The sequence below is a fragment of the Microbacterium sp. LEMMJ01 genome, assembly GCF_002114135.1.
Taxonomy (GTDB): Bacteria; Actinomycetota; Actinomycetes; order Actinomycetales; family Microbacteriaceae; genus Microbacterium.
The window spans coordinates 285,051-311,714 of sequence record NZ_NCTV01000033.1 but is presented as its reverse complement, the minus strand read 5'-3'; the positions used below and the strand labels follow the sequence as shown (position 1 = coordinate 311,714).

25 protein-coding genes are annotated in these 26,664 nt (G+C 71.4%); 13 read left to right on the top strand and 12 right to left on the bottom strand.

Annotated elements, in window-relative coordinates:
- Positions 1-87 precede the first annotated feature (87 nt).
- On the top strand, positions 88-1,074 hold the full coding sequence (locus tag B7W94_RS12715; protein ID WP_085606916.1) for a glycerophosphodiester phosphodiesterase family protein: 987 nt from the start codon (positions 88-90) through the stop codon (positions 1,072-1,074).
- A 10-nt stretch (positions 1,075-1,084) separates the two neighbouring features.
- Here B7W94_RS12715 and B7W94_RS12710 read toward each other — a convergent pair whose 3' ends face one another.
- Positions 1,085-1,483 (bottom strand): YccF domain-containing protein, encoded by a 399-nt coding sequence (locus B7W94_RS12710; RefSeq protein ID WP_025103758.1) that lies wholly within the window; start codon positions 1,481-1,483, stop codon positions 1,085-1,087.
- Between the two features lie 89 nt (positions 1,484-1,572).
- On the opposite strand from B7W94_RS12710, the gene B7W94_RS12705 reads away from it, so the two are divergent.
- From B7W94_RS12705 to ligD, 6 genes are all read left to right on the top strand, one after another.
- The gene (locus tag B7W94_RS12705) at positions 1,573-2,562 is read left to right on the top strand and encodes an ABC transporter ATP-binding protein (RefSeq protein ID WP_085606864.1); all 990 of its coding nucleotides are present in this window, start codon (positions 1,573-1,575) and stop codon (positions 2,560-2,562) included.
- Positions 2,559-3,575, top strand: a complete 1,017-nt coding sequence (locus tag B7W94_RS12700; RefSeq protein WP_085606862.1) for an ABC transporter permease — start codon at positions 2,559-2,561, stop codon at positions 3,573-3,575. Before B7W94_RS12705 ends, B7W94_RS12700 begins: the two co-directional genes overlap by 4 nt.
- 133 nt (positions 3,576-3,708) lie before the next feature.
- Positions 3,709-6,849 carry a lamin tail domain-containing protein gene (locus tag B7W94_RS12695; RefSeq protein ID WP_085606860.1) on the top strand — a complete coding sequence of 1,047 codons (3,141 nt, stop codon included), beginning with the start codon at positions 3,709-3,711 and terminating at the stop codon, positions 6,847-6,849.
- 84 nt (positions 6,850-6,933) lie between these two features.
- A complete protein-coding gene (locus B7W94_RS12690; protein WP_085606859.1) occupies positions 6,934-9,387 on the top strand; it encodes an ATP-dependent helicase in 2,454 nt (817 codons plus the stop codon).
- 44 nt (positions 9,388-9,431) lie between these two features.
- Positions 9,432-10,571 (top strand): SseB family protein, encoded by a 1,140-nt coding sequence (locus B7W94_RS12685; protein ID WP_085606857.1) that lies wholly within the window; start codon positions 9,432-9,434, stop codon positions 10,569-10,571.
- Positions 10,572-10,632: 61 nt separating this feature from the next.
- Entirely contained in the window at positions 10,633-11,703 is a 1,071-nt protein-coding gene (ligD, locus tag B7W94_RS12680) for a non-homologous end-joining DNA ligase (RefSeq protein WP_085606856.1), read from the top strand.
- A gap of 6 nt (positions 11,704-11,709) precedes the next feature.
- Here the strand turns inward: ligD and B7W94_RS12675 are convergent, their stop codons facing one another.
- The gene (locus B7W94_RS12675; protein WP_025103765.1) at positions 11,710-12,753 is read right to left on the bottom strand and encodes an ATP-dependent DNA ligase; all 1,044 of its coding nucleotides are present in this window, start codon (positions 12,751-12,753) and stop codon (positions 11,710-11,712) included.
- A 43-nt stretch (positions 12,754-12,796) separates the two neighbouring features.
- Positions 12,797-14,248 (bottom strand): phytoene desaturase family protein, encoded by a 1,452-nt coding sequence (locus B7W94_RS12670; RefSeq protein ID WP_085606854.1) that lies wholly within the window; start codon positions 14,246-14,248, stop codon positions 12,797-12,799.
- A 65-nt stretch (positions 14,249-14,313) separates the two neighbouring features.
- Here B7W94_RS12670 and B7W94_RS12665 point away from each other — a divergent pair, with 65 nt between their 5' ends.
- The gene (locus B7W94_RS12665; RefSeq protein ID WP_085606851.1) at positions 14,314-14,796 is read left to right on the top strand and encodes a hypothetical protein; all 483 of its coding nucleotides are present in this window, start codon (positions 14,314-14,316) and stop codon (positions 14,794-14,796) included.
- Entirely contained in the window at positions 14,796-15,347 is a 552-nt protein-coding gene (locus B7W94_RS12660) for a GNAT family N-acetyltransferase (RefSeq protein WP_085606849.1), read from the top strand. The genes B7W94_RS12665 and B7W94_RS12660 overlap by 1 nt, the downstream gene beginning before the upstream one ends.
- On the opposite strand, the gene B7W94_RS12655 is transcribed toward B7W94_RS12660, so the two are convergent.
- From B7W94_RS12655 to B7W94_RS12620, 8 genes are all read right to left on the bottom strand, one after another.
- A complete protein-coding gene (locus tag B7W94_RS12655) occupies positions 15,344-16,579 on the bottom strand; it encodes an acyl-CoA dehydrogenase family protein (protein ID WP_085606847.1) in 1,236 nt (411 codons plus the stop codon). The two genes, B7W94_RS12660 and B7W94_RS12655, sit on opposite strands and share 4 nt — an antisense overlap.
- A gap of 67 nt (positions 16,580-16,646) precedes the next feature.
- Positions 16,647-17,312: a TetR/AcrR family transcriptional regulator gene (locus B7W94_RS12650; RefSeq protein WP_025103770.1), complete on the bottom strand. Its 666-nt coding sequence runs from the start codon at positions 17,310-17,312 to the stop codon at positions 16,647-16,649.
- A 9-nt stretch (positions 17,313-17,321) separates the two neighbouring features.
- Positions 17,322-17,609 (bottom strand): hypothetical protein, encoded by a 288-nt coding sequence (locus B7W94_RS12645; protein ID WP_025103771.1) that lies wholly within the window; start codon positions 17,607-17,609, stop codon positions 17,322-17,324.
- Positions 17,606-18,049: a glycohydrolase toxin TNT-related protein gene (locus B7W94_RS12640; RefSeq protein WP_025103772.1), complete on the bottom strand. Its 444-nt coding sequence runs from the start codon at positions 18,047-18,049 to the stop codon at positions 17,606-17,608. The genes B7W94_RS12645 and B7W94_RS12640 overlap by 4 nt, the downstream gene beginning before the upstream one ends.
- The gene (locus B7W94_RS12635; protein ID WP_025103773.1) at positions 18,046-18,330 is read right to left on the bottom strand and encodes a hypothetical protein; all 285 of its coding nucleotides are present in this window, start codon (positions 18,328-18,330) and stop codon (positions 18,046-18,048) included. The genes B7W94_RS12640 and B7W94_RS12635 overlap by 4 nt, the downstream gene beginning before the upstream one ends.
- Complete coding sequence (locus B7W94_RS12630; protein WP_085606845.1) at positions 18,327-19,805, bottom strand: TNT domain-containing protein; 1,479 nt, start codon at positions 19,803-19,805, stop codon at positions 18,327-18,329. Before B7W94_RS12630 ends, B7W94_RS12635 begins: the two co-directional genes overlap by 4 nt.
- The gene (locus B7W94_RS12625; RefSeq protein WP_025103775.1) at positions 19,802-20,131 is read right to left on the bottom strand and encodes a type VII secretion target; all 330 of its coding nucleotides are present in this window, start codon (positions 20,129-20,131) and stop codon (positions 19,802-19,804) included. Before B7W94_RS12625 ends, B7W94_RS12630 begins: the two co-directional genes overlap by 4 nt.
- A complete protein-coding gene (locus B7W94_RS12620) occupies positions 20,131-20,544 on the bottom strand; it encodes a YbaB/EbfC family nucleoid-associated protein (RefSeq protein ID WP_062635924.1) in 414 nt (137 codons plus the stop codon). The genes B7W94_RS12625 and B7W94_RS12620 overlap by 1 nt, the downstream gene beginning before the upstream one ends.
- A 170-nt stretch (positions 20,545-20,714) precedes the next feature.
- On the opposite strand from B7W94_RS12620, the gene sucC reads away from it, so the two are divergent.
- Positions 20,715-21,881, top strand: coding sequence for an ADP-forming succinate--CoA ligase subunit beta (gene sucC, locus B7W94_RS12615; protein WP_025103777.1), 1,167 nt, complete (start codon positions 20,715-20,717; stop codon positions 21,879-21,881).
- 28 nt (positions 21,882-21,909) lie between these two features.
- A complete protein-coding gene (sucD, locus tag B7W94_RS12610; protein ID WP_025103778.1) occupies positions 21,910-22,812 on the top strand; it encodes a succinate--CoA ligase subunit alpha in 903 nt (300 codons plus the stop codon).
- 253 nt (positions 22,813-23,065) lie between these two features.
- On the opposite strand, the gene B7W94_RS12605 is transcribed toward sucD, so the two are convergent.
- Positions 23,066-24,541 (bottom strand): NCS2 family permease, encoded by a 1,476-nt coding sequence (locus tag B7W94_RS12605; RefSeq protein ID WP_025103779.1) that lies wholly within the window; start codon positions 24,539-24,541, stop codon positions 23,066-23,068.
- A gap of 91 nt (positions 24,542-24,632) precedes the next feature.
- Here B7W94_RS12605 and B7W94_RS12600 point away from each other — a divergent pair, with 91 nt between their 5' ends.
- Positions 24,633-26,012, top strand: a complete 1,380-nt coding sequence (locus B7W94_RS12600) for a cell division protein PerM (protein ID WP_085606843.1) — start codon at positions 24,633-24,635, stop codon at positions 26,010-26,012.
- A gap of 60 nt (positions 26,013-26,072) precedes the next feature.
- On the top strand, positions 26,073-26,660 hold the full coding sequence (gene purN, locus B7W94_RS12595) for a phosphoribosylglycinamide formyltransferase (protein ID WP_025103781.1): 588 nt from the start codon (positions 26,073-26,075) through the stop codon (positions 26,658-26,660).
- The last annotated feature ends 4 nt before the right edge of the window (positions 26,661-26,664 follow it).

Below are 26,664 nucleotides of genomic sequence, written 5' to 3'. Positions count from 1 at the left end.
GGGCCTCACTCCAAAAGGGGGGTCGTAGGTCGCTTTCCTCCACGATACCCGTGAGGCGACACTCCCGGGGTGCCTTACGCTGTGAGCGTGCCCAGCAAATCCCCGCTCGTCATTGGGCATCGCGGTGCCCCGGGTCACCGACCGGAGCACACCCGTTCGTCTTACGAGCTCGCTCTCGCGATGGGGGTCGACGCGGTCGAGCCGGACGTGGTCGCCACCCAAGACGGTGTCCTGGTCGTGCGGCACGAGAACGAGATCTCCGGCATCACGGACGTCGCCGATCACCCGGAGTTCGCGGATCGCCGCACGACGAGGCGCGTGGACGGTGCCGCACTGACCGGCTGGTTCACGGAGGACTTCACCTGGGCGGAGCTGTCCACGCTGCGCTGCCGGGAACGGCTGCCGAAGCTCCGGGCGTCCAGCGCCTCCTTCGACGGCACGGAACCCATCCTGCGCCTGCGCGACGTCCTCGACCTCGTGCGGGCGGCCGCGCAGGAGCAGAGTCGGCCGATCGGCGTCGTGCTCGAGGTGAAGCACGCCACGCATTTCGCGAGCATCGGACTCGACCTCGCGCCCCTCATCGCGCGGGAGTTGCGCGACGCCGGATGGGCGGCGGGGGAGCTGCCGCTGATCGTGGAGAGCTTCGAGTCGACCGTGCTCGGGCAGCTCCGCGCCGCGGGCGTCGACGCGAGCTTCGTGTACCTGATCGAGGCGGCGGGACAGCCGTACGACCTGCTCGTCGCCGAGGGATCGAAGGCCTTGAGCTACCCGGAGACCGTGACCCCCGGGAATCTGGATCGCCTGGTCGGTCAGGTCGACGGGATCAGCGTCGACAAGAAGATGCTCATGGCGCCGGGCACGACGCTGGTCGCCGATGCCCATGCCCGCGGCCTGACCGTCTTCACCTGGACCTGCCGTCCGGAGAACGCCTTCCTCGCGGCGCCCTACCGCGGTCCGGGAGGCAAGAGCGCTTTCGGGCACTACGAGGCCGAGTGGGGCGTGATCGCCCGGCAGGGCGTGGACGGCGTCTTCGTCGACCACCCCGATCTCGGCGTGGCGTTCTTCCGCAGTTGACCCGTCGGGGTCAGAGCGTGCGGTCGAACGCGCCCTGACGGGTGGAGACGATCTCCTTGCCGAGCGGCATGAGCGACACCGGGACCATCTTGAAGTCGGCGATGCCCATCGGGATGCCGATGATGGTGATGCACAGTGCCAGTCCCGACACGATGTGGCCGAGCGCGAGCCACCACCCCGCGAGGATGACCCAGAGCACGTTCCCGAGGAACGAGCCGACGCCGGCCGTCGGCTTGCTGACGACCTCGCGGCCGAACGGCCAGATGGCGTAGGCGGCGATGCGGAAGGACGCGATGGCCCACGGGATCGTGACGATCGGGATGCACAGCAGCAGGCCGGCAAGCACGTAGCCGAGGAAGAGCGCCCAGCCCGCGAGGATGACCCAGATGATGTTGAGGATCGTGCGCATACAGCGATTGTGTCACCCGCGGGGCGGCGCGGCTGGGCATCAGCCCGGAGGTCCCCGGCGCTCGCGCCCGTCGATGCCAGACTGACCGCATGACCGGAATAGTGGTGGACGACGTCAGCAGGGCGTTCGGGGACGTGCAGGCCGTGCGAGGGGCCACGCTGCGCGCAGAGGCGGGAAGGGTGACGGGCCTGGTGGGCCCGAACGGCGCGGGCAAGACGACGCTGCTCCTGATGCTCGCCTCGTTGCTCGCCCCCGACAGCGGCTCGATCCGCATCGGCGGCATCGACCCCGAAGCCGATCCGCTCGCGGCGCGTCGCGTGCTGGGGTGGATGCCGGACGCCCTCGGCGCCTGGCCCTCGCTCACGGCCCGCGAGACCATCGTGACCACGGCCCGCCTCTACGGGATCGACCGCGCGGACGCGGAGCGGCGGGCGCAGCACCTCCTCGGTCTCGTCGGCCTGGGAGAACTCGCGGACTCCGCCGCGAAGGTGCTCTCCCGCGGGCAGAAGCAGAAGCTCGGCCTCGCCCGCGCTCTCGTCCACGACCCGCAGGTGCTGCTTCTCGACGAGCCGGCGTCGGGCCTCGATCCCGAGGCCCGCGTGCAGCTGCGGGTGCTGCTGCGCCGCTTCGCGGCCGAAGGGCGCACGGTCCTCATCTCCAGCCACGTGCTGTCCGAGCTGGAAGAGGTCGTCGACGACGCCGTCTTCCTCGTCGGCGGGGCCGTTGTGGATGCCGCTCCGGCGCAGAGCACGGTCCGCGCCTGGCGGGTGCGGCTCGCCGGTGCCACCGCGGAGCGCCTGAACGCGGACACGTGGCAGGTCGCGTCGACTCTCGGACTGGCACCTGAGTCCCTCGCCGTGGACCGCGGCGCCGTCCTCGTCGGCTTCCCCGGGGAGGACGCCGCCGCCCGGTCGCTGCGTCTCCTCGTGGAGGCGGGGCTGCCGGTCGCGGAGTTCGCACCCGCGCAGAGCGATCTGGAGCACACGTTCCTCGCGCTCCGGCACCCCCAGCCGCTCGCGGCGACGACCCCGCCGCCCCCGCCGCCTGCGGCACCCCACGGAACGGAGGCGGGAGCATGAGCCTCGCGAACATCGGCGTCATCGCGCGCCTGGAACTGACCCAGCGGCTGCGGAGCGTCGGCTGGTACGTGCTCCTCGGCGTCTTCGCGCTGGTGCTCCTCGGCGTCACCGGCCTGTCGTTCGCCGTGTACTCCTGGGGGGAGGACGTCGGGGCGGGCGTGTCGTCCATCGTCGTCAACGTGGTCCTGCTGCTCGTCGTGCTCGTCTCGCCGACGCTCAGCGGCAACGCCATCAACGGCGACCGGGATGCGGCCACGCTCGCGCCGATCCAGGTCACCGCGGCATCGACCGGCGACATCATGCTGGGCAAGCTGCTCGCGGCGATCGCGACGGGCGGCGCGTTCCTCCTGGTGGCGGTTCCCTTCCTCGCGGCGTCGCTGCTGGCGGGCGGGACCGATCCGATCGTGCTGTTCGTGGCGCTGCTCATCCTCGCCGTCGAGATCGTCATCGTCGCCGCGATCGGCGTCGGCCTGAGCGGCCTCATCGCCCGCCCGCTGTTCTCCGTCGCGTCCACCTACCTCGTGGTCTCGGCGCTCGTCATCGGCACGATCATCGTCTTCGCGCTCGGCGGCCTGGCCGTGCGCAGCGAGGCGACCAGCTACAGCCGCCCCTACGACAACAACGGCAACGTGGACTGCGAGAGCTGGGAGAGCTACACGTACGAGGCGCCGCGGTTCGACCTCGTGTGGTGGGCGCTCGCCGCCAACCCGTTCGTCGTGCTCGCCGACGCGACCCCCACCGAGTTCAGCAAGGACGGCTACCCGGTCGATCTGTACGGGCAGATCAAGTGGGGCGTCCGCAGCGCGCAGCTCTCGCCGCTGGAGCAGCGCTGGGACGACTGCGATCCGGAGAGCGGTTCCCAGACGGCCGAACAGGTGATCGACGAGACCGTGCCGAGCTGGTTCGTCGGGCTCGGCGTGCAGGTCGTGCTCGCCGGGGCGCTGTTCGCGGGGGCATGGGCCCGCACCCGGACGCCCGCGCGGCGGCTGCCGCCCGGCACGCGGATCGCCTGAGCGTCGGGGCCGAGGAAGACGCCACCGACCGTTCACCGGCCGTCCACCGACGGGTCGACGGACGGCCATGCGGCAGCGGTGGTCTGGACGGGTACCCGTCTGCGCTCAGTCGAGCCTTCTTCCAGGAGCCCCCATGCCCCGACTGCACTCCGTGGCCGCCGTCACGGCGGCGTGCGCGCTGAGCGCCGCCGCCCTGATCTCCGCCCCCGTCGCCGCCTCCGGTGCCATCCCTCCCGGCGAGCCCGCGCCGACCGGCGAAGCAGGGCTCGTCCTCAACGAGATCGTGTACGACGACGCGGCGACCGGGCTCGCCGACCAGATCGAGATCTACAACGCGGGCTCGGCGAGCGTCGACCTGACCGGCTGGAGGGTCTCGGACGAGAAGCGCGACAGCTTCGGCGCGGCACCGGCCGGGACGGTGCTCGCACCGGGCGCGTTCCTCGTCCTGGTGAAGGACGTGGACTTCGCCTTCGGCCTGGGCAAGGGGGACGAGGTCGTCCTCCACGACCCGGAGGGGGTCGAGGTCGATTCCTACGCCTACGCGAACACCGCGCCGCTGGCGGTCTGGGCGCGCTGCGCCGACGGGACGGGCGCCTGGGCGCATGCCATGGCGGCGACACCGGGCGCGCCCAACGACTGCCGGGTCGCGCCGGTCGCGGGGTCGATCCGCATCAACGAGGTCGACTCGCAGCCGGCCGACTGGGTCGAGTTCCACAACCCGGGGACGGAGGCGCTCGATGTCTCCGGATACGAGATCCGCGACAACTCCGATGACCACCGGTGGCGCTTCCTGCCGGGCGCCACGATCGAACCAGGAGCGTTCCTCGTCGTCGATGAGGGCACGATCGGGCTCGTCGACGGCGTGGAGGCGGCGTTCCGCGACTCCATCGGGATCGGCAGCGCCGACCGCATCCGCCTCTTCGACACCGCGGGCACGCTCGTCGACGACACGCAGCCCTGGGAGGGACACGCCGCCATCGACGGGGACTTCGCCGCCGCCACGCTCGCGCGCTGCCCGGACGGTGCCGGCGCCTTCGTGCTCGCCCACGCGACCCCGGGAGCGGCGAACTCCTGCGTCCTCCCGGACGTCGCGATCAACGAGATCGAGTCCAACGGCGACGCGACCGACTGGGTGGAGGTCGTGAACACCGGCAGCGCCACGGTCGACCTGTCCGGCTGGACCGTCATGGACGGCGATCCGGTCGGACACGCCTCGGAGACGACGCCGCTGCCGGCGGGGACGCTGCTGCCCCCGGGCGGATACCGGGTCTTCGATCAGCCCACCGACTTCGTCTTCGGGCTGGGCAACGGCGACACCGTGACGCTGCGGGACGCGAACGGACTCACCATCGACGAGCACGTCTACTCCGCGCATGCCGACGGCGTCTGGGCGCGCTGCGCCGACGGGACGGGCACGTTCATCGACGCGCCGGCAGCGACGAAGGGGCAGCGCAACGCCTGCGGGAACCCGGTGCGGATCAACGAGGTCGAGTCCGACGGTGGGGCGCCGGACGACTGGATCGAGCTCGTCAACCCGACCGGCGCCTCGCTCGACATCGGTGGCGCCGTCGTGAAGGACGACGACGACGCCCACGCCTACACCGTCCCCGTCGGCACGACGATCCCGGCCGGAGGCTTCTTCGTCATCGAGCGTTCGGCCCTCGGCTTCGGGCTGGGCGCGGGCGACGCCGTCCGCCTCTTCGACGGTGAGCTGCTCATCGACGAGACCGCCTGGGGCGAGGGCCACGCGGCGACCTCCTGGGGCCGCTGCCCTGACACCACGGGAGCCTTCGCGGCGACCGCGACGCCGACGAAGGGCGCGCCGAACGTGTGCGCGGGCGAGGTCGCCGTCGGCACCTGGCCGGGGTCGGCCGAGGTGCGGGTGCTCGACGACGTGCCGACGTTCCTCGAGGACAGTTCCGGCCTCGACGTGCAGGAGACCGCGGACGGGGCATTCCTCTGGGCCGTGGACAACGGCGAGGGGCGCATCTGGAAGCTCGAGGCCCACGCGGACGGCTCGGTGGAGAAGGCCGCGGGCTGGGACGAGGGCAAGCGCGTGCGCTTCGCCAAGGACGCCGGGAACCCGGGCGCCGCAGGGCCGGACACCGAAGGCATCACGGTCGACGGGAGGGGCCTGGTCTACGTGGCGTCCGAGCGCGACAACAGCGCCAAGGGTGTGAACCAGAACGTGCTGCTGCAGGTCGATCCGGACGCGGCGGCCGGCGATCTCGTGGCGCAGCGGGAATGGGATCTCACGGCGATGCTCCCGGCGGTCGGCGCGAACCTCGGCATCGAGGCCGTGCAGTGGGTGCCGGACAGTGCGCTGAACGGAAAGCTCTTCGACGACACCACCGGGACGGCCTACGACCCGGCCGTGCATCCGGGACACGGCGACGGTCTCTTCTTCGTCGCGGTGGAGGACAATGGGCACGTCTACGCCTTCGCGCTCGCCGGGGACGGCACGGCCACGCTCGTCTCCGAGATCTCCCCCGGGCTCACCGGTGTCATGGCGCTCGACTGGGATGCCGTCCGCGGCACCCTGTGGGCGGTGTGCGACGACGGGTGCCAGGGCCGCTCCGCCGAGCTCACCCTGAACGGGACCGCCCAGCCCGGGATCGCCCACTACGCGCGGCCCGCCGGCATGCCCGTCATCAACAACGAGGGCTTCGCCACGGCTCCCGCGTCGCTCGCGGTCGACGGACGGCGTCCGGTGTGGTGGTTCGCCGATGGCTTCGCCTCGGAGGCGCTGCGCACCGGCACGCTGCCGGGCGGCACAGGCGCCGAGAACCCCGGCGGCGAGAACCCCGGCGGCGAGAACCCCGGCGGCGAGAACCCTGGTGGGGAGAACCCTGGTGGGGAGAACCCGCCGCTTCCCGGCTCGGAGCTCGAGGACGGCAACCGCCACGGCGTCACCGTCGATCCGGCGGTGGCCGCACGGGGGCAGCGGGTCACCGTCACGGTCGGCGCGGATGCCGTCGGAGCGCGGGCGGAGGTCTGGATGTACTCCGACCCGGTCCGCCTGGCTGCGGGGACGCTTTCGGCGACGGGTGCCCTCACGGTCACCGTTCCGATGGACGCGCCGCTGGGCGCGCACCGCATCGCCGTCTACGCGGCGGATGGGACGCTCCTCGGCTGGGCCGACCTGCGCGTCACTGCCGCGGGCGAGGGGCTGGCCGCGACCGGAGCGGACCTGCCGGTGGCCGCCACCGCGCTCGCGCTGATGCTCCTCGCGACCGGGGTCCTCGCGCTGCGCCGTCGGAAGCGCACCGCCTGACCGGGGGAGGGGTGCGGGCGGTCGCCTGCATCCCTCCCCGGCGGGGACCTCGATGTCGGTGCCGCCGCCTAGACTCGAGAGGTCATGACCGAAGCCCCTCTCATCGTCCCCGGTTCCGTCGGCCCGCAGTCCTCCGGCGCCCCCGCGCAGGACGACCTCCTCGCCGGCCTCAACCCCCAGCAGCTCGAGGCCGTCACGTATCGCGGCCCCGCGCTGCTCATCGTCGCCGGTGCCGGCTCGGGCAAGACGAGCGTGCTCACGCGCCGCATCGCCTCGCTCCTGCGCAGCCGCGAGGCGTGGCCGAGCCAGATCCTCGCCATCACCTTCACCAACAAGGCCGCCGGCGAGATGCGCGAGCGCGTCGAGGGGCTCATCGGCGACGCCGCGCGCGGCATGTGGATCTCCACGTTCCACTCCGCGTGCGTGCGGATCCTCCGCCGCGAGGCGCAGCAGTTCGGGTTCACCAAGAACTTCACCATCTACGACTCCGGAGACTCCCGCGCCCTCCTCAAGCGGCTGGTCAAGGAGCACGAGGCCGACGCCTACGGGCTCACCCCGGCGGCGGTCCAGGGGCGCATCTCCAAGCTCAAGAACGAACTCTCCGATGCCGAGTCCTACGCGCGACAGGCCAACATGAGCGACCCGGCCGAGCGCGTCTTCGTCGAGGTCTTCGCCGACTACCAGCGCCAGCTCCAGAAGGCCAACGCCTTCGACTTCGACGACCTCATCGGGCAGACGGTCTACCTGTTCCGGGCGTTCCCCCAGGTCGCCGACACCTACCGCCGCCGCTTCCGGCACATCCTCGTCGACGAGTACCAGGACACCAACCACGCGCAGTACGCGCTCATCCACGAGCTCACCCGTCCGGTGTCCGGCGTCGGCGCGACGCCGGAGCCGTATGCCGCCAACGGCATGATGATCTTCGAGCCCGATCCCGAGCCTGCGCCGGGAGCCGGTGAGGCCGGGGCGTCGCTGACGGTGGTCGGCGACTCGGATCAGTCGATCTACGCCTTCCGCGGCGCGGACATCCGCAACATCAGCGAGTTCGAGCGCGACTTCCCGGGGGCGAAGGTCGTGCTCCTCGAGCAGAACTACCGCTCGACGCAGAACATCCTCTCCGCGGCGAACGCCGTCATCGGCAACAACTTCGACCGCAAGGACAAGAAGCTCTGGAGCGACCGCGGCGAGGGCGACAAGATCATCGGCTTCACCGGCTACTCGCAGCACGACGAGGCCCAGTTCGTCGCCGACGAGATCGAGGCCCTGCACCGCAAGGGCATGCCGTACTCGGAGATGGCCGTCTTCTACCGCACGAACTCGCAGTCCCGCGCGCTGGAGGAGATCTTCATCCGCTCGGCCGTGCCCTACAAGATCATGGGCGGCACGAAGTTCTACGAGCGCGCCGAGATCAAGGACGCGCTGGCCTATCTCGTGGCGGTCGCCAACCCCGCCGACGAGATGGCGGTGCGCCGTATCCTCAACAAGCCGCGGCGCGGCATCGGCGACGTCACCGAGACCGCCATCGCCCGCTTCGCCGAGGAGCACGGCATCTCCTTCCGCGATGCCCTGTCGCTGCCGGGCCAGCTCGGCGTGGGACCGAAGATCCAGGCTGCCATCGCCCAGCTCGACGCCGTGCTCGCCGAGGCGACGGCGATCATGCTGCCGCCGACGGGGGAGGTGCCGCCGCCCACCTCCGTGGCGGACGGGCTCAGCCTGCTGCTCTCCAAGAGCGGCTACCTCGACGCGCTGCGCGCCAGCCGCGATCCGCAGGACGAGGCCCGCGTGGAGAACCTCGACGAGTTCGTGGCGGTGACCCGCGACTTCGCGCGCAACAACCCCGAGGGCACCATCACCGACTTCCTCACCGAGGTCGCGCTGGTCTCCGACGCGGACGACCTCGACGACGAGTCCGGATCGGTCTCGCTCATGACGATGCACACCGCCAAGGGCCTGGAGTACGACGCGGTCTTCGTCACCGGCGTCGAGGAAGACCTCATCCCGCACCGCATCTCGGCGGGGGAGCCCGGGGGACCGCAGGAGGAGCGACGCCTGTTCTACGTGGGCATCACCCGCGCCCGCAAGCGCCTGCACCTGTCCCTGGCGATGACCCGCGCGCAGTTCGGCGAGGTGACGGTCGCCATGCCCAGCCGGTTCCTGCAGGAGATCCCGGCCTCCCTCATCGACTGGCGGCAGTCCCCGGGCGACGTGAACTCCCGCGGGGGCATGCAGTCGCGTGCGCTGAACGCCCGTCGCTCCGGTGGGTCCGGCGACCGCTTCGGCGTGAAGGCCCTGCCCCGCGAGTCCCTCAAGCCGCTCTCCACGGCGATGGACAAGATCCCCAACCGCGTCACCGCCAAGATGCGCGACAACGGCGACCTCGAGCTCGCCGCCGGCGACCGCATCCGGCACGACGACTTCGGCGAGGGGAGGGTCGACGCCGTCACGGGCGAAGGCGCCAAGCGCATCGCCCATGTCCGGTTCGACACGGCAGGGCAGAAGAAGCTGCTCATCAAGGTCGCCCCGATCCAGAAGCTCTGACGTCGCGGCGGAGAGGGCGGGGAGACACGGTTAGGCTGGCTCCCATGGCCCTCTTCTCCCGCCGTAAGAAGTCCGGCGACGACGCCGTCGCTCCCGCCCCCTCCGCCGCTCCGGCCACCGAGAGCGAGGAGGACGCGAGCACGGCGACCGAGGAGTCGGAGGCTCCGACGGCCGAGGCCTCGCCCACCGTCGGCATCTCGGTGCAGGCGTTCCGCGGTGTCGGCGCCGAAGCCGGGCCCGAGGTCGCGCTTCCGGATCCGGAGGCCGCGGCGGCAGCCGCGGCGCCCGCTGCCGCGCCGACGCCGCCGAGCCCCACCGCGGAGCCCGCGGCACCGGCGGCCGAGCGGAAGCTCCCGCTCGCTCCCGCGCTCCCGCCGGAGCAGACCGAGACCGTGGCCGGCATGAAGGACAACGTCCTTCTGCGCGAGTCCCTGGCGCAGATCGAGGCGGGGGCCTCGAACGAGCAGCTCCTCGGGGTGCTCCGCCAGGCTCTCCAGGGGCACCTCTACATCCGCGTGAACGGCGATGCCCGCGCGCAGATCAGCGAGGGCAAGCCGCTCGCCGTCGCCGTGGTCCGCGATGGGGAGCGCCAGTTCATGCTGGCGTTCAGCTCGGCGGCCGCCGTCCGGGATTCCGTGCAGCTCGAAGCCGATCCGTCCGCGACCTCCGCTGTCGCCCAGCCGACGACCTCGGTGATGCAGCAGGTCGTCTCCGGCGACTTCGCAGGTCTCATCATCGACAACGCGTCCGCGCCGCATCGTGTGGTGTTCCCCACCGAGCTCCTGCAGAAGACGCTCGAGCAGGCCGACGTCGACATGACCGTGAAGTCCCTGCTCGCGGCACCGCGGGAGCAGGACTCGCCCGCCAAGGTGGGCGAGGCTCTCGCCACGACCCGCATGTGGGTGGCGGTGAACGACGGATCCGGCACCGGGCAGGTCGGCATCGCCGAGGCGCAGACCGCCGACGGCCGCCGCTTCCTCCAGCTCTTCTCGCACCCGCTGGAGGTCATCGCGCTCGGCCGGGGCGACCGCCCGCTGCCGTTCGAGCCGGACCAGCTCGCGAAGGTGCTGTCGAGCCACTCCGAGATGGCCGGCGTCATCATCGACTCCGCAGGGCCCTCCATGGTGGTGGAGCGCGACGCCCTCGCGCCGGTGCTCGTGCGCGCGGTGCGGATCGAGGACTGACGGCGCGCACCCGGAGTCGCCGGGGGTTCCGCGGGTCGTGACCGCGCCCTAGGGTCGGAGCATGGCCTCTGAACGCGTGACCCTGACCGTCGCCGACACCGATGGAGGGCGTGAGGTCGCGCTCTCCAGCCCGAACCGGGTCGTCTGGCCCGACCTCGGCATCACCAAGGCCGAGCTCGCCGAGTACGTGCAGCTCGTGTCGGTGCCGTTCCTCGCGGCGAACGGCAACCGGCCGGTGTCTCTGGAGCGCTTCCGGGACGGCGTGGGGACCGCCGGAGGACCGCGGCCGGAGGGCTTCTTCTCGAAGAACCCGCCCAAGGGCACTCCGGACTTCGTCGACGCCGTCACGGTCACGTACAACAGCGGCCGCCGCCATCCCCAGATCGTCCTGAACCGCACCAGCGCGATCGTGTGGGCGGTGCAGATGAACACCATCGTCTTCCATCCCTGGGCGTCGTTGGCGACCGATTCCGACAACCCCGTCGAGCTGCGGATCGACCTCGACCCGCAGCCGGGCACCGGCTTCGCCGAGGCCGTCCCCGCGGCCCACGCCCTGCGGGAGGTGCTGCGGGAGGCCGGCCTCGAGGCGTTCGCGAAGACGAGCGGCAACCGGGGCCTGCACGTCTTCGCCCCGATCGAGCCCACCCACGAGTTCCTCGACGTGCGGCATGCCGTGATCGCCGCCGGCCGGGAGCTCGAGCGCCGGATGCCGGACCGGGTCACGACGAACTGGTGGAAGGAGGAGCGCGGCGAGCGCCTCTTCGTCGACTTCAATCAGGCCAACCGCGACCGCACGATGGCCGGCGCGTACAGTCCGCGTGCCCTCCCCGGTGCGACCGTCGCGACGCCCGTGCACTGGGAGGAGCTCGACGATCTCGACCCGCGCGTCTTCACCGTGCGGAGCATCCCGCAGCGGCTCGAAGAGGTCGGCGACCCGTGGGCCGACATGCAGGCGAAGCCCGGGCGCATCGACACGCTCCTGGAGTGGTGGGAGCGCGACACGGCGAACGGCCTCGGGGAGCTGCCCTTCCCGCCGGAGTTCCCGAAGATGCCGGGCGAGCCGCCGCGCGTGCAGCCGAGCAAGAAGAACGCCGCGAACTGGGACGCCGACGGCAACCCCGCCGACGACTGAGCGGGCTCAGCTCAGGACGTCGGCGAGGTCGTAGCCCTCGACGGTGTCGAGCTGGTCGTACGTGCAGGAGCGGGCGTCGCGGTCCGGCCGCCACCGCTCGAACTGCACGGTGTGACGGAAGCGGGCGCCCTCGAGCTGGTCGTACCGCACCTCCAGCACCCGCTCGGGACGCAGCCGCACGAACGAGACATCCTTCGACCCGCTGAACCGCGAGCGCTCGCCCTCGCCCGTCACCGCCGCGCCGTCCTCGTCACGCTCGACCAACGGTGCGAGCTCCTCCACGAGCTGCTTCCGCTTCGCGTCGCTCCATGCCGCGACCCCGCCGACCTGACGCAGGGTCCCCTCGGCGTCGTAGAGCCCGACGAGCAGCGACCCGACCCCGGTGCCGGACTTGTGGATGCGGTAGCCGAGGGCGACGACGTCGGCGGTCCGCGCGTGCTTGATCTTGAAGAGGGTGCGCTTCCCCGGTGCGTACGGCTGCGCCAGCGGCTTGGCCACGACGCCGTCGAGGCCCGCGCCCTCGAACTCCTGGAGCCAGCGGACGGCGGCGTCACGGTCGCGGGTGGTCCTGGTCAGGTGCAGCGGGTGCTCCACGGACTCCATGAGCGTCTCCAGCCGGGCCCGCCGCGTCTCGAACGACTGGTCGCGCAGGTCGTCCTCACCGGAGGCGAGCAGGTCGAACGCGATGAACAGGGCCGGGGTCTCGACGGCGAGCTTCGCGACCCGGGAGGCGGCCGGGTGGATGCGCTGGCTGAGGGCCTCCCAGTCCAGACGCTGCGCGCCGTGCGGACCCGTGGCCACGACGATCTCGCCGTCGAGGAGGCAGGGCACGGGCAGCAGCTCAGGGATCGCATCGACGAGCTCCGGGAAGTAGCGCGTGAGGGGCTTCGCGCCGCGGGACCCGATCTCGACCGTCTCGCCGTCCCAGGCGATGAGCCCCCGGAACCCGTCCCACTTCGGCTCGTAGAGCAGCCCGCCCGGGGTCTTGTCGGGGTCGGGGACGGCCGCGACGGCCTTGGCGAGCATAGGGGCCGGGATCTCGTAGCGCATGCACCCATCCTGGACCGGGCGGCGAGCGGGGGAAAGGGCAGGATCAGCCGAACAGGTCGTCGAGTTCCGCGGGCGTGCCGGCATCGTGGAGCACGGTGTGTGCCGCGTGCCACCCGGCCATGCCGTTGACCGCGGGCCCGGGCGGAGTGGAGGCCGACGCGAGGTACACGCCCGGCATCGGTGTGCGCCACGGCGCGGGGGAGAGGACGGGGCGGCGCAGGGCCTGACGCATATCGAAGACGCCGCCGGAGATGTCGCCGCCGATCTCGGCCGGGTTGATCGCCTCGCGGGAGGAGGCCGGCACCGCGTGGTGGGCGAGGATCCGGTCGCGGAAGCCCGGCGCGAACCGCTCGACCTGCGCGGTGATGAGCTCGGTCGGGTCGAGGTCGGAGCCGTTCGGCACGTGGATGTACGCCCAGAGCACGGCCCTGCCGTCGGGTGCCCTGGTCGGGTCGAAGAGCGACGGCTGGACGGCCAGGACGTAGGGGCGCTCGGACACGCGACCGACGGCGACCGCGTTCTCGCTGTTCCACACCTCGTCCCTCGTCCCGGCCACGTGCACGGTGGGCGCGTTCCGCACGTGCTCGTTCGTCCACGGGATGGGGCCGTCGAGCGCGAAGTCGACCTTGGCCGCCGCGGCGCCGTAGCGGTAGCCGCGGAGCGCACGGGCATACGACGCCGGGATGTCCGGGTGGGTGAGGGCGAGCCGGGGGGAGGCGTTGAGCAGGAGCACGTCGCCGCGGGTGGGGTCGCCCCAGTCCAGCGCGGCGAGATCGGTGACCCGGGTGCCGGTCTCGATCGAGCCCCCGTGAGCCTCCAGGTCGGCGATGAGGGCGTCGGCGATCACCTGCGAGCCGCCGCGGGGGTACGGCCAGCCGCCGGCGTGGGCGAGTCCGGCCAGCAGGAGCCCGGCCGCAGCCCCCGCGAGCGTGGGCTGCGGGGAGTTCGCGTGCGCGACGACTCCCGCCATGAGCGCGGCCGCCTCCTCGGTGCGGAAGGCGGCGCGCGCCAGGGGAGTGCCCTGGTCGAGCATGCGGATCGCGTAGCGGACCGCGGTGACCGGGTCGTGCGGGAGGCGGAGGAGCTGGTTCCCGGTGAAGTCCGTGACGCCGTCGATGTGGGTGCTGAGGGGGCGGAGCCGGCGCCGCCACGCGTCGCCGTCGATGCCGAGCTCGGCCGCGGTGCGCTCGATGTCGCGCCAGGCGATGGCGGCACGGCCCCCGTCCAGCGGATGGGCGAACGAGATCTCGGGGCGGATCCACTCGATCCGCTCGTCGAGCCGGAACGCCTGGAAGAACGGCGAGGCCACGGCCGCAGGGTGGACGGCCGAGCAGACGTCATGACGGAAGCCGGGGAGGGTGGCCTCCTGGGTGCGCAGGCCGCCTCCCACCGTGTCCGCGGCCTCGAGCACGCGCACCCGGTAGCCGGCGCGGGCCAGGGAGACGGCGGCGGCGAGGCCGTTCGGTCCGGATCCGATGATCGTCGCGAGTGCCATGCGGCCAGTCTCGCACGCGAGCCCGCGGTCAGCGGAGGGGGTTGCGCCGTGCGATCCTGGAAGGGATGAATGAAGTCCAGGGCCCGACCCCCGCCGGCACCTCCCGTCCGTACCGCTCGCTTCCCGAGGCGCTCCGCGCCCATCGCATCGATCCGGTGAACCACGCGTTCATCACCGAGATCGTCGAGGTCGCGGGGGTGACCTCGCTGATCGACCGCGGTCGCTACATCGAGGCGATCCGCCGCGAGGGGGCGGCGCTGCACATCGGCCGCACGTACACCAACGGCTTCACGGAGGACGAGGTCGTGACCGTCGGGTCCACCCGCCTCCGCCTGCAGCCCAGCGAGGGGCGCGCGCCCTACTTCTACGTCACGCACCCGAGCGAATTCGCCCCGCAGGCCCCGGTCAAGGCCAAGCGCTCCACGACGCCGCGCACCCCCGCCGCTCCCCGCACGCCCGCGGCTCCGAAGCCCGTCGAGCGCGACTACGGCGTGTGCGACGTGTGCTTCATGGTGAAGACCCCCGCCGGCGGCTGCGGCTGCGACTGATGCCCGCCGCCTCCGCGTCGCGCCGCGGCGTCACCGTCCGCGAGGCGGAGTGGCCGGGTGACGCGGCCTTCGTCGGTGCCGCGGTGTCGACGTATCTCCGGCAGACCGAGCAGGAGAAGCACGACGTCCTGGGTGACCCCGCGGAGCCCGAGGCCGAACTCCCCGAGCGATACCGGCCGGAGGTCCGCGATCCGGCGACCGCGTACGCCGGCGGACGGGTGCTCGTGGCGGAGCTCGCCGGGGCTCCGGTCGGCGTGGTGATCGCGCTTCCGCATGCCGGGTACACCGAGATCAAGCGGCTCTGGGCGGATCCGGCGGTCCGCGGTCGCGGCGTCGGTTCCGCGCTGCTCGACGCCGTCCTGGTGGAGGCCGAGGGCGCGGTGCGGCTGTCGGTCTGGGACTGGCGCGACGCCGCGATCCGGCTCTACGCGTCCCGCGGCTTCCGTCCCGTCGACCCCTGGGACGACCGCGACCGCCTCCTCTGCTTCGAGTCGCGCACTTCGCTGCATCCGGCCGCCGAATCCAGCAAAGTGCGCGATTCGAAGGGCTAGGCGAAGGCGCTCATCCCGGTGATGTCGCGGCCGAGCAGCAGGGCCTGCACGGATTCGGTGCCCTCGTAGGTGTGGATGGCCTCGATGTCGGCCAGGTGCTGCATGACGCCGTTCTCCAGGAGGATGCCGTTGCCGCCGAGGAGATCCCGCGCCGTCGCGGCGATCCGCCGGGCCGCCCGGGTGTTGTGGAACTTCGCGAGCGAGGCCTGCGTCGGCCGCAGCGCCCCCGCCTGCTCCAGATCGGCCATGCGGCGGCAGTAGAGCTGCATCGCCGTCAGATCCTCCAGCATGTGCGTGAGCCGCTCCTGCACCATCTGGAACTTCGCGAGCGGCTTGCCGAACTGCACGCGCTGCTTCGCGTAGGCCAGCGCCGCCTCGTAACAGGCCGTCGCGTGACCCAGCGCCGACCAGGCGACCCCGGACCGGGTCGCGTACAGCACGGTCGAGGCGTCCTTGAAGCTCTTCGTCCCCGGCAGCACCGCGTCCCGCGGCACCCGCACGTCGTCCAGGCGGATGTGGGCCTGATGGATCGCGCGGAGGGAGGCCTTCCCGCGGATCACGGTGCCGGTGTATCCGGGGGTGTCCTGCTCGACGAGGAAGCACCGCACCGCGCCGTGCTCGGCGGCGGACTCGTCGTCGACCCGCGCCCAGACGAACGTGATCCCGCCCGAAGCGCCGTTGCCGATCCACTTCTTGGCACCGCGGAGCACCCAGGAGTCCCCGTCGCGGCGGGCCACGGTCTCCAGCGAGACGGAGTCGGAGCCGTGGTCGGGCTCGGTCAGGGCGAAGGAACCGAGCACCGTGCCGTCGGCGAGTGCCGTGAGCCAGCGGTCCTGCTGGGCGGGCGAGCCGAACAGCGCGAGCGTCCGCAGCGCGAGCCCGCCCTGCACCGCGAGGATCGTGCCGAGGGAGCCGTCCCCGCGCGAGATCTCCATGTTGACCAGGCCCGCGGCGAGCGGCGAGAGCCGGGTCAGCGCGGGGTGGTCGACGCCGTCGACGACGAGGTCCATCTCGCCCATGCGGCGGGCGGCGTCGAGCGGGTACTCGGCGCGGTCCCACGCCTCGGCCATCTGCGGGGCGACCTCATCGACGTACCCCTTCGCGCGGTCCCAGGCCTCCCGGTCGGCGGCGGGGATGTCGGCGAAGACCGCGTAGTAGTCGCTGTCCTGCCGCCCGGTGACGTCGTAGGACGAGACGCGCTCGCCGTGCAAGGGGGAGGCTTCAGTGCTCATGGGTGCTCCTTCGTGACACCAGGTATCGTACTCCTCGATACTCGGTACCACGACCGCCCCGGTCGGCTCAGTCGAGCTCGGAGCGGAGCCTCCTGGTCACCTCGGCGATCGGCATCGACCGGGGGAAGACCGCCACCACCACGTCGTCCGGAGCGCCCGCGTCGGCGGCCTCGCCCACGCCGTACCGCCGACGTGCATCCGCGAGCGCGGACTGGAGGGTGGACAGCGGCACCTTCTTCCGTCCGCGCAGGAGCTGCCGCAGCACGTGGTTGTGCACCGCCGTCACGAGCGCGGCGAAGCCCACCGCGTCCAGCGGATCCACCCCCGGCAGGGCACTGCGCAGGTACTCGTCGAACAGCCGCTCGTAGCGGAACACGGTGATGATCTCGCGTTCGCGGAGCACCGGCACCTCCCGCACGATCTGGTAGCGCCGTCGCGCGAGCTCCGGGTCGTTCGCGAAGTGCGTGAACACGGACTCCGATGCCGCGCAGACCGCGCCCCACGGATCGTCGTGCCCCTCGTCGAGGAACTCGCGGAGCTGCTCCAGCAGGACCTCGTGATCGGCGAAGACCACGTCCTCCTTGCCGCCGAACTGCCGGAAGAAGGTCGACCGGGAGACGCCGGCGGCCTTGGCGATCTGCTCCACGGACGTCTGGTCGAACCCCTGGGCGCTGAAGAGTTCGAGCGCGGCGGCGACGACGCCCCCGGTGCGCAGCTCTGCGGATTCGTGCATGGCGAAAGCCTAGACCGCCGTGGGGCTCGCGCCCGACGGCCCCGGCGAGAGCACGCCGCTGACGCGGTTCCAGAGTTGCACGCGATGGGCGAAGTCGGCCAGCGCCTCCTGCTCTGCGGTGAACACCCGCAGCGACCCCTCGATCGGCTGCGCGCGCTCGTCCTGGATCCAGGTCTGGTAGCCCTCTCTGCCGTACGACACCACGACGGTGTTCGTCTTGCCCCGGGGGTCGTCGAAGAAGCAGAAGCCGACGGAGCCTCGCGCGCGGAGGTCGGCGAGGACGGTGTCGCGGTTCATGCGGATGCTCCGGGGACGGCCAGCTCCCGGACCAGGCCGAGACGCAGGTAGAACGTGAGGGGGAGGGGCAGCAGGAGCTGGGTCGCGCCGCCGGGGTCGCCGAAGGCCGGGGCCACCGTGCCGCGGAAGATCGGGGCGTCCCAGCGGTAGTAGCCGATGTCCACGAGGTCGTCCAGGTCCCGTCGGAGGACGGCGTCCTCCGAGCACTCGTATGCTGCGCGGATGTGGACGCAATCGCCGACGACGAGGAATTGGTGGTACGCCGCGGGGTTCTCGACCCAGGGCAGGGAGCGCTCCGGATAGGCGGCCGGCCGTCCGTTCTCCACGAGGTAGACGTAGCGCGTGTTGAGCGGCCCGTACATGTCCCACACCTCCGCGCCGCGGGGGAGCGGCTCGCGATCGATCGCGACGCCGTCGGGTCCGATCCACAGCTCCGTCATTCCCGGCCCTCGATCCGTCGGACGGCGTGCGAGTCCGACGCCCGGTAGCGGCGCGCGATCCGCAGGAAGAAGTCCAACGCCTCCGACTCCGAGTCGAAGCGGACGGGATCGTGGAATCTGCCGCCACGCTCGTCCGTCTCCCACACGATCCACGCGTCGCCGTCGCGGTCGATCCACGCCGATGACTGTGGTCGACCGGTGAGGCCGAACCAGTTCGCGGTGGCGGTGAGCTTCTCATCGGCGATGATGCGCTGCACGTCGTCGGAGGTGAGCTCGGTCATGGAATCTCCTTCAATACGCCGAGTGTGATCAACTGTGCGGCCGTGAGGGGAAGCTGGACCTGCACCCCGCCACCCGTCGAGCCGAACCCGGGCGCGATGTCTCCTCGGTAGCCCTGCGAACCCAGATACTCGGGCTTGAACCCGCCCGCCAGGAGTTCGTCCTTGACGTCTTGCGGAGCGCGGTCGTAGACGCTCCGAAGATCGGACATGTCGCCGACCACTTCATAGCGGTGGTAGTGGGCCGGGTTCTCCACATACGGGAGGGACCGCTGATCGTAGGTATACGGGCCGCTCTCGGGGACCGGGGATGTGTAACGGCCCTCCGGAGGACCGTAGCGGTCGAGGACGTCCCCGACCTGTGGAGTGTGCGGCTGCCGGATCGGTTCCCCGCCCGAATCCAGCACGTACCCCTCGCCGGGAACCTGGCTCCAGTCGATGCTCCCGTCGGGCTGGAGCACGTCCGGTCCCTTGGGGATCTGGACGTCGGGCGGGAGCGTGCCGTTGTCCGCGAAGTCGTCAGCGTATTCCGGGTAGTTGCGGTCGAGGTACGTCTGGATCTGCTCGTCTGTGAGCGTGCTCTGGTCGCGCACGCTGGGGCCCGCGGGGCCGGAGCCGCCAGGCGAGGTGCCGTCGGGAGACGAGCCGTCGGGGGACGAGCCCCCGGGGGAACTGCCGTCAGGGCCGTGCGGGGCTCCGGGGCCGGACGGGCCATGCCCACCGCCCGGGCCGCGCGAGAAGAGGTCGCCGAGGCGCTGGAACAGCGACTTGAGCTCGTCGAGGTGCTTCGTGAGGGCCGTCACGGCATCCACGAGCTTGAGCACGGTGCCGGAGATCCGGGCGGTCATGGCCGAGACGCGACTCGTGGCCTGCGCGATGACGTACGGGGTGGCGGTGCCCAGCGACACGACGAGCGTGCTCGCATAGGAGATGAGGGAGCCGACCAGCTGCGACAGGGTGTCGCGGACCAGCTCGTGCACGATCTGCACCAGCATGGACGCGGTCTCCATGCCGGTCCTCATCCCGCCGGCCCAGGCAGCGGCCGCGGAGATGTGGGCGGCGACGTCGGACTGCAGCCGGAGGTAGGCCGCGATCGCCTCGCCCGACATCGAGCTGACGTCGGAGAGGCGGGCGTCGAGGGTCTCGCCCGCCTGCTGCAGCTGCTGCGCGATGTTGCCCCAGGTCGCCGCGAAACCGGCGACTTCGCCCGCATCGCCGGTCAGGTCGTTGAGCCAGCCCTTGAGCGGCTCGAGGTGGTCCATCAGCCACCCCAATCCCGCGGCGATCAGCGAGCCGAGCGGATCCATGGCCGTGGCCACGGTGTTCGCGAGGGCGGAGAAGGACGCGAGTCCTCCGGAGACCCAGTCCCCGCTCTCGATCGCGTTCACGAGGTCGTAGCCGTCCTCGAGCAGACCGGCTCCGCTGAACGGTGTCGTCGGGTCGATCGGTCCCGCCACCAGCGGGTTCGGCGGGGTCATCGGCGAGCGCCCTCCACGGACGACAGCAGCCCGCGGATCGAATCGAGCTGACGCTGCTCTCCCTCATCGAAGTCGTCCGCCAGGCCGCGGAGCTGCTCCTCGGACTTCTCCAGCATCGTCGCGGCGGCGGTGATCGCCCCGGCGGCGATCGACGAGACGATCTGTGCCGGGGGGACGAGGAAGGCGCACATCACGCCGAAGGCGCCGCCGCCCACGTTCATCGAGCCGGCGGCGTTCTCGGCGAGCCGGACGTCCGCGGCGATCTGCGCGACGCGCTGGGCGTGCTGGCGGACGGTCTCGGTGTCGACGGCGATCAGCTCGGCCATCAGCGGTACTCGATCTGCGGTCGGCCGTCCTGACTCGGGTCGGGGAGCTCGGCGATCTCCTCACGCAGATGCGCGACCGCCGCGTCCTCCGCGCCGAACGCCTCCGCCGCGATCTCGACCGCCCGTGCTCCCGCCGCCTTCTGCGCGGTGGCGGCGAGGGTGACGATGAGGGCGCCCAGGGCGGCGGGGGAGCGCTGCAGAGCGGCGTCCGTGAGCGCGACGTCGGCGAGGCGCCCGGAGGCGTCCACCGTCACGGTGACGTCGCGGCCCGGAGAGGCCGCCTGCTCGCGCACGCCCGCGATGTCGTCGCGCACCTGCGCGGCCTGCGCGGCGCGGCGCTCCGCGTCCTTCACCTGCTGCTCGATGCGCGCGCGTGTCGCCACCGGATCAGACCAGTCGAAGGTGTCCGTCATCTCGTCTCCCCTGCCTCGACGCTCAAGAATCGTACCGGAGGCGTCGGCGCGTCGGGGAGGGCGTCGGGGCGTCGGAGCGCTCAGCCTGCGGTAGTAGGCTGGGGGACTGGTCGATGTCTCGACATCGAGAGAATCACCAGACCAGACCGCAGCCCAGTGAAGGAAGCACAGTGGATCTGTACGAGTACCAGGCACGAGACGTTTTCGAGAAGTACGGAGTGCCGGTCCTCGCCGGCATCGTCGCGGACACCCCCGAGGAGGTGAAGGCGGCTGCCGAGAAGATCGGCGGTGTCGTGGTCGTCAAGGCCCAGGTCAAGACCGGAGGCCGCGGCAAGGCCGGCGGTGTCAAGGTCGCCAAGACCCCCGACGAGGCGTACGAGGCCGCGAAGGCCATCCTCGGGCTCGACATCAAGGGCCACGTCGTCAAGCGCGTCATGGTCGCGCAGGGCGCCCGCATCGCCGAGGAGTTCTACTTCTCCGTGCTGCTCGACCGTGCCAACCGCTCCTACCTCTCCCTCTGCTCCGTCGAGGGCGGCATGGAGATCGAGCAGCTCGCCGTCGAGAAGCCCGAGGCGCTCGCGCGCGTCGAGGTCAACCCGCTGACCGGCATCGACAAGGAGAAGGCGGTCGAGATCGCCCGCGCCGCGAACTTCCCGGAGGACCTCGTGGAGAAGGTCTCCGACGTGTTCGTGAAGCTCTACGACGTCTACAAGGGTGAGGACGCGACGCTCGTCGAGGTCAACCCGCTCGTCCGCACCGAAGACGGCGACATCATCGCGCTCGACGGCAAGGTCACGCTCGACGACAACGCCTCCGAGATCCGCCACCCCGAGCACGAGGCGCTCGAGGACAAGGACGCCGCCGACCCGCTCGAGGCCAAGGCCAAGGCGTCCGGCCTCAACTACGTCAAGCTCGACGGCGAGGTCGGCATCATCGGCAACGGCGCGGGCCTGGTCATGTCGACGCTCGACGTCGTCGCCTACGCCGGTGAGAACCACAACGGCGTCAAGCCCGCCAACTTCCTCGACATCGGCGGCGGCGCCTCGGCCGAGGTCATGGCCGCCGGCCTCGACGTCATCCTCGGCGACCCGCAGGTCAAGAGCGTGTTCGTCAACGTGTTCGGTGGCATCACGGCGTGCGACGCCGTCGCCAACGGCATCAAGGGCGCCCTCGAGACGCTGGGTGACACGGCTTCCAAGCCGCTCGTCGTCCGCCTCGACGGCAACCGCGTGGACGAGGGTCGTGCGATCCTCGCCGACTACGCGCACCCGCTCGTGACCCTGGCCGCCACGATGGACGAGGGCGCCGACAAGGCCGCCGAGCTCGCCAACGCCTGACGCTTCGACAGGATTTAAGGAACAGAACATGTCGATCTACCTCAACAAGGACTCCAAGGTCATCGTCCAGGGCATCACCGGCGGCGAGGGCACCAAGCACACCGCGCTGATGCTCAAGGCCGGCACCCAGGTCGTCGGCGGCGTCAACGCCCGCAAGGCCGGCACCACGGTCTCGCACACGGACAAGGACGGCAACGCCGTCGAGCTCCCCGTCTTCGGCTCGGTCGCCGAGGCCATGAAGGAGACCGGCGCCGACGTGTCGATCGCCTTCGTCCCCGGCGCCTTCACGAAGGACGCGATGATCGAGGCCATCGACGCCGAGATCCCGCTGCTCGTCGTCATCACCGAGGGCGTCCCCGTGGGCGACTCGGCCGAGGCCTGGGCCTACGCGCAGAGCAAGGGCAACAAGACCCGCATCATCGGGCCGAACTGCCCCGGCATCATCACCCCCGGTGAGGCGCTCGTCGGCATCACGCCCGCCAACATCACCGGCAAGGGCCCGATCGGTCTCGTGTCGAAGTCGGGCACCCTGACCTACCAGATGATGTTCGAGCTGCGCGACCTCGGCTTCTCGACCGCCATCGGCATCGGCGGCGACCCGGTCATCGGCACCACGCACATCGACGCGCTCGCCGCGTTCGAGGCCGACCCCGAGACCAAGGCCATCGTCATGATCGGCGAGATCGGCGGCGACGCCGAGGAGCGTGCGGCCGAGTACATCAAGGCGAACGTCACCAAGCCCGTCGTCGGCTACGTCGCGGGCTTCACGGCCCCCGAGGGCAAGACCATGGGTCACGCCGGTGCGATCGTCTCCGGCTCGGCCGGTACCGCGCAGGCGAAGAAGGAGGCCCTCGAGGCCGCCGGCGTCAAGGTCGGCAAGACGCCGTCCGAGACCGCCGCTCTCATGCGCGAGATCATCGAGTCGCTCTGATCTGAGCTACGCTTGACCTGAAGGCCCCGGGCTCCACCCCGGGGCCTTCGTCATACCCCCGGTTCCTGCCGCCCCCTCCCTCAAGTCGCGCGATTGGTCCCATTCCGCGGCCGAATGGGACCAATCACGCGATTCCGGCGAGCCGTCTGCCCCGGCCCACTCCTCCTGACGGTGGAGCTCCCACCTCCCTCAAGTCGCGCAAATGGCCCCATTCCGTGTCGGAATGGGGCCATTTGCGCGATTCGAAGCGGGGTTAGATCCCGACGCCGAAGAGGGCCTCGATGGGACCGCGGGCGAAGAAGATGAGGAAGCCGGCGCCGACCACCCACAGCAGCGGGCTGATGGTCTTGGCCTTGCCGGAGAAGGCGTGGATGAGCACCCAGCTCACGAAGCCCGCCCCGATGCCGTTGGCGATCGAGTACGTCAGCGGCATGACGGAGACCGTGAGGAACACCGGCAGCAGGACCCGGAAGTCGCCGAAGTCGATGTGCCGGATCTGGGCCATCATCATCGCACCGACGATGATCAGGGCCGCGGCGGCGATCTCGGTCGGGACGATCGAGGTCAGCGGGGTGAGGAACATCGCGATGAGGAACACGATGCCCGTCACGACGTTCGCCAGTCCCGTGCGGGCGCCCTCGCCGATGCCGGCGCCGGACTCGATGAAGACCGTGCTGGAGGACGACGAGGTCGCACCACCGGCGATCGCGCCGACGCCCTCGACCACCAGCGCCGACTTGATGCGCGGGAAGTCGCCGTTGTCGTCGGCGAGGTTCGCCTCCTTCGCCAGACCCGTCATGGTGCCCATGGCGTCGAAGAAGTTCGTGAAGAGGAGCGTGAAGACGATCATCACGAGCGCGACGAGGCTGACCTTGCCGAGGTCGAACGAGAAGTCGACGGCGCCGATGAGGCTCAGGTCGGGGACGCTGACGGGGGAGCCGTTCAGCGCCGGGACGGTGAGACCCCAGCCGCCGGGGTTGACGACATTGCCCTCATCGTCGACGCCGCGGGCGCCGATGTGCCAGATCGCCTCGACGACGACCGCGAGCACGGTGCCGCCGATGAGGCCGATGAGCATGCCGCCCTTGATGCGGAGTGCGACGAGGATGCCGGTGAGCAGCAGCGTGATCACGAACAGCAGGCTCGGCACGGTGGCCACGGAGCCGTTGACGCCGAGGCCGACGGGCGGGGACGAGGCGCCGGTCGCGGTGACGAAGCCGGAGTTGACGAACCCGATGAACGCGATGAAGAGGCCGATGCCGACCGTGATCGCGATCTTCAGCTGGAACGGCACGGCGTCGAAGATCGCCTTCCGCAGCCCGGTGGCGGCGAGGAGCACGATCACGACGCCGTTGATCATCACGAGCGCCATCGCCTCGGGCCAGGTGACCTGGCCGACGACGGAGAACGCGACGAAGGCGTTGATGCCGAGACCGGCGGCGAAGCCGAACGGCAGACGGGTGACGACGCCGAAGAGGATCGTCATGACGCCGGCGGTCAGGGCCGTCGCGGCGCCGACGGCGTTGAAGTCGAGCATGTCGCCGGCGACGTCCGGCTTTCCGGACAGGATGATCGGGTTCAGGATCACGATGTAGGCCATCGTGACGAACGTCACGAGGCCTCCACGGATCTCGGTGCCGATCGTCGATCCGCGCTTGCTGATCTCGAAGAAGCGGTCCAGGGTACCGGTGGGGCCGGTGGACGCCGGGGCGGGCGGGGCAGTTGTCATCGGGAAACCTCCGGAGAAACGCTACCGTGTCGCCGCCCCCGCGCGCGCCCACGGGGGACGGGAAGGAACTCGTCGTAGTCTCGGAAGCGCTATGCAACGCCTCCTCGTCGCGCTCCTCGCCGCCCTCGATGCCGCCATCGCGGCGGCCATCGGGCTCGTCGTGCTGCTGGCGCCGTTGACGCTCCTCTGGACGCTGGCCTTCGGGATCACGGCCGACTGGGGCGCACTCTGGCCGCTCACCGGCACGCTCTGGGAGTTTGGCCACGGCGTCCCCCTGGAGATCACGATCCCGGACACGCTGCTCGTCGCCCTGGCGATCCCCGCAGACGCCGCGCGGTTCGTCGTCTCGGTCACGCCGCTGGCCTTCCTGCTCCTCACCCTGCTCTTCGCCGCGCGCTCCGGGGGCCGCGCGGCGCGCTCCGGGGCATGGCTTCTGGGGTCGCTGTCGGGGACCGTCGTGTTCGCCGTCATCTCCACGGTCGTCGCCCTCACATCGGCGCTCGGGGCCGCGCGGGTCCCGCTGGCTCTCGCGATCTTGCTGCCGCCCGCTGTGTACCTCGTGGGCGCGGTGTGCGGCGCCGTGCGGGTGGCATGGGAGGACGGCGACGGCGGACTGCTCGACCGTGTCCATGACGTCCTGGACGCCAGGGAGGACTGGGCGCCGGTGCCCTCCTCGATCGTGCGCGGCGCCGCGTTCGCGCTCGTGGGCGTGACGGGAGCCGCCGCGTTGGCCGTCGCCCTGTCGGTCCTCACGCGCGGTGGAGAGGTCGTCGCGCTGTTCCAGGCGGCGCGGGTCGACGCCCTCGGCGCGACCGTGCTGACCCTCGGGCAGCTCGCGTATCTGCCGACCTTCGTGGTGTGGGCTGCCGCGTGGCTGGCCGGGCCCGGGTTCGCGGTCGGTGCGGGGACCGCGGTGTCGCCCGCCGGCACCCAGCTCGGTGTCGTGCCCGGCATCCCGGCGTTCGGCCTGCTGCCGGAGAACTCCTCGATCTGGATGCTCATCGTGGTCCTGATCCCCGTGGCCGCCGGTGCGTTCGCGGGGTGGACCGTCCGCTCGCGTCTGGTGTGGGAGGGGACACCGCTCGGCATCCCGCAGCGGACCGTGATCGCCGTGGGGATCGCTGCGGTCGCGGCCGGTGTCGCCGCGCTCGCCGCGATGTTCGCGAACGGGTCGATGGGGCCGGGACGCCTCGGGACGGTCGGTCCGGCGGTGCTGCCGTTCGCGCTGTCCCTCGGCGCGGAGGTCCTCGTGGGTGCGGCGATCCTGCTGCTGTCGCCCCGTCACCGGGATGAACTCGCCGAGGAGCGCACGGACCGCTGGATCGCCGAGATGTCCACGCTGACCTCCGAGGACGCCGGCGACGACCGGAGCCCGCACCCGGGCTTTCCGTCCTCCGAAGACACCGCGCCACTGGACGCGCTGCGCGACCGCGGGACACCGCGCGGACCCGTCGAGGACGATCGCCCCTAGCGGCCCTGCCCGCCCCGCGGTCGGGACGGCGCCTGTGCGGCACGCCGGTAGACTGGGCGCGTGCTCACGGTCGCCGTACTCATCTCGGGCGCCGGCTCGAACCTTCGCGCCCTCCTCGAGGCCGCTCGTCACCCCGATTTCCCGGCGCGTGTCGTCGTCGTCGGGGCGGATCGCGAAGCCGACGGGCTGGCCCATGCCGAGGAGTTCGGCATCCCCAGCTTCACCGTGCCGTGGCACGAGCACGAGAGCCGCGAGGCGTGGGGCGAGGAGCTGGGCCGTCAGCTCGCCGTGTGGTCGCCGGACCTCGTGGTGCTCAGCGGCCTCATGCGGCTGCTGCCGTCCTCCCTCGTCGCCGCCTATGCGCCGCGGATCATCAACACCCATCCCGCGTACCTCCCGGAGTTCCCCGGAGCGCACGGCGTCCGCGACGCCCTCGCCGCGGGGGTCCGGGAGACGGGCGCCAGCGTGATCGTCGTGGACGACGGGGTCGACACCGGCCCCATCCTCGCCCAGGAGCGCGTGCCGATCCGGGCCGACGACACCGAGCACACGCTGCACGAGCGCATCAAGCCGGTCGAGCGCCGGCTCCTCATCGACGTCGTCCGGCGCATCGCGACCGGCGACCTCGCCCTGACCTCCGCCCCCTGACCCC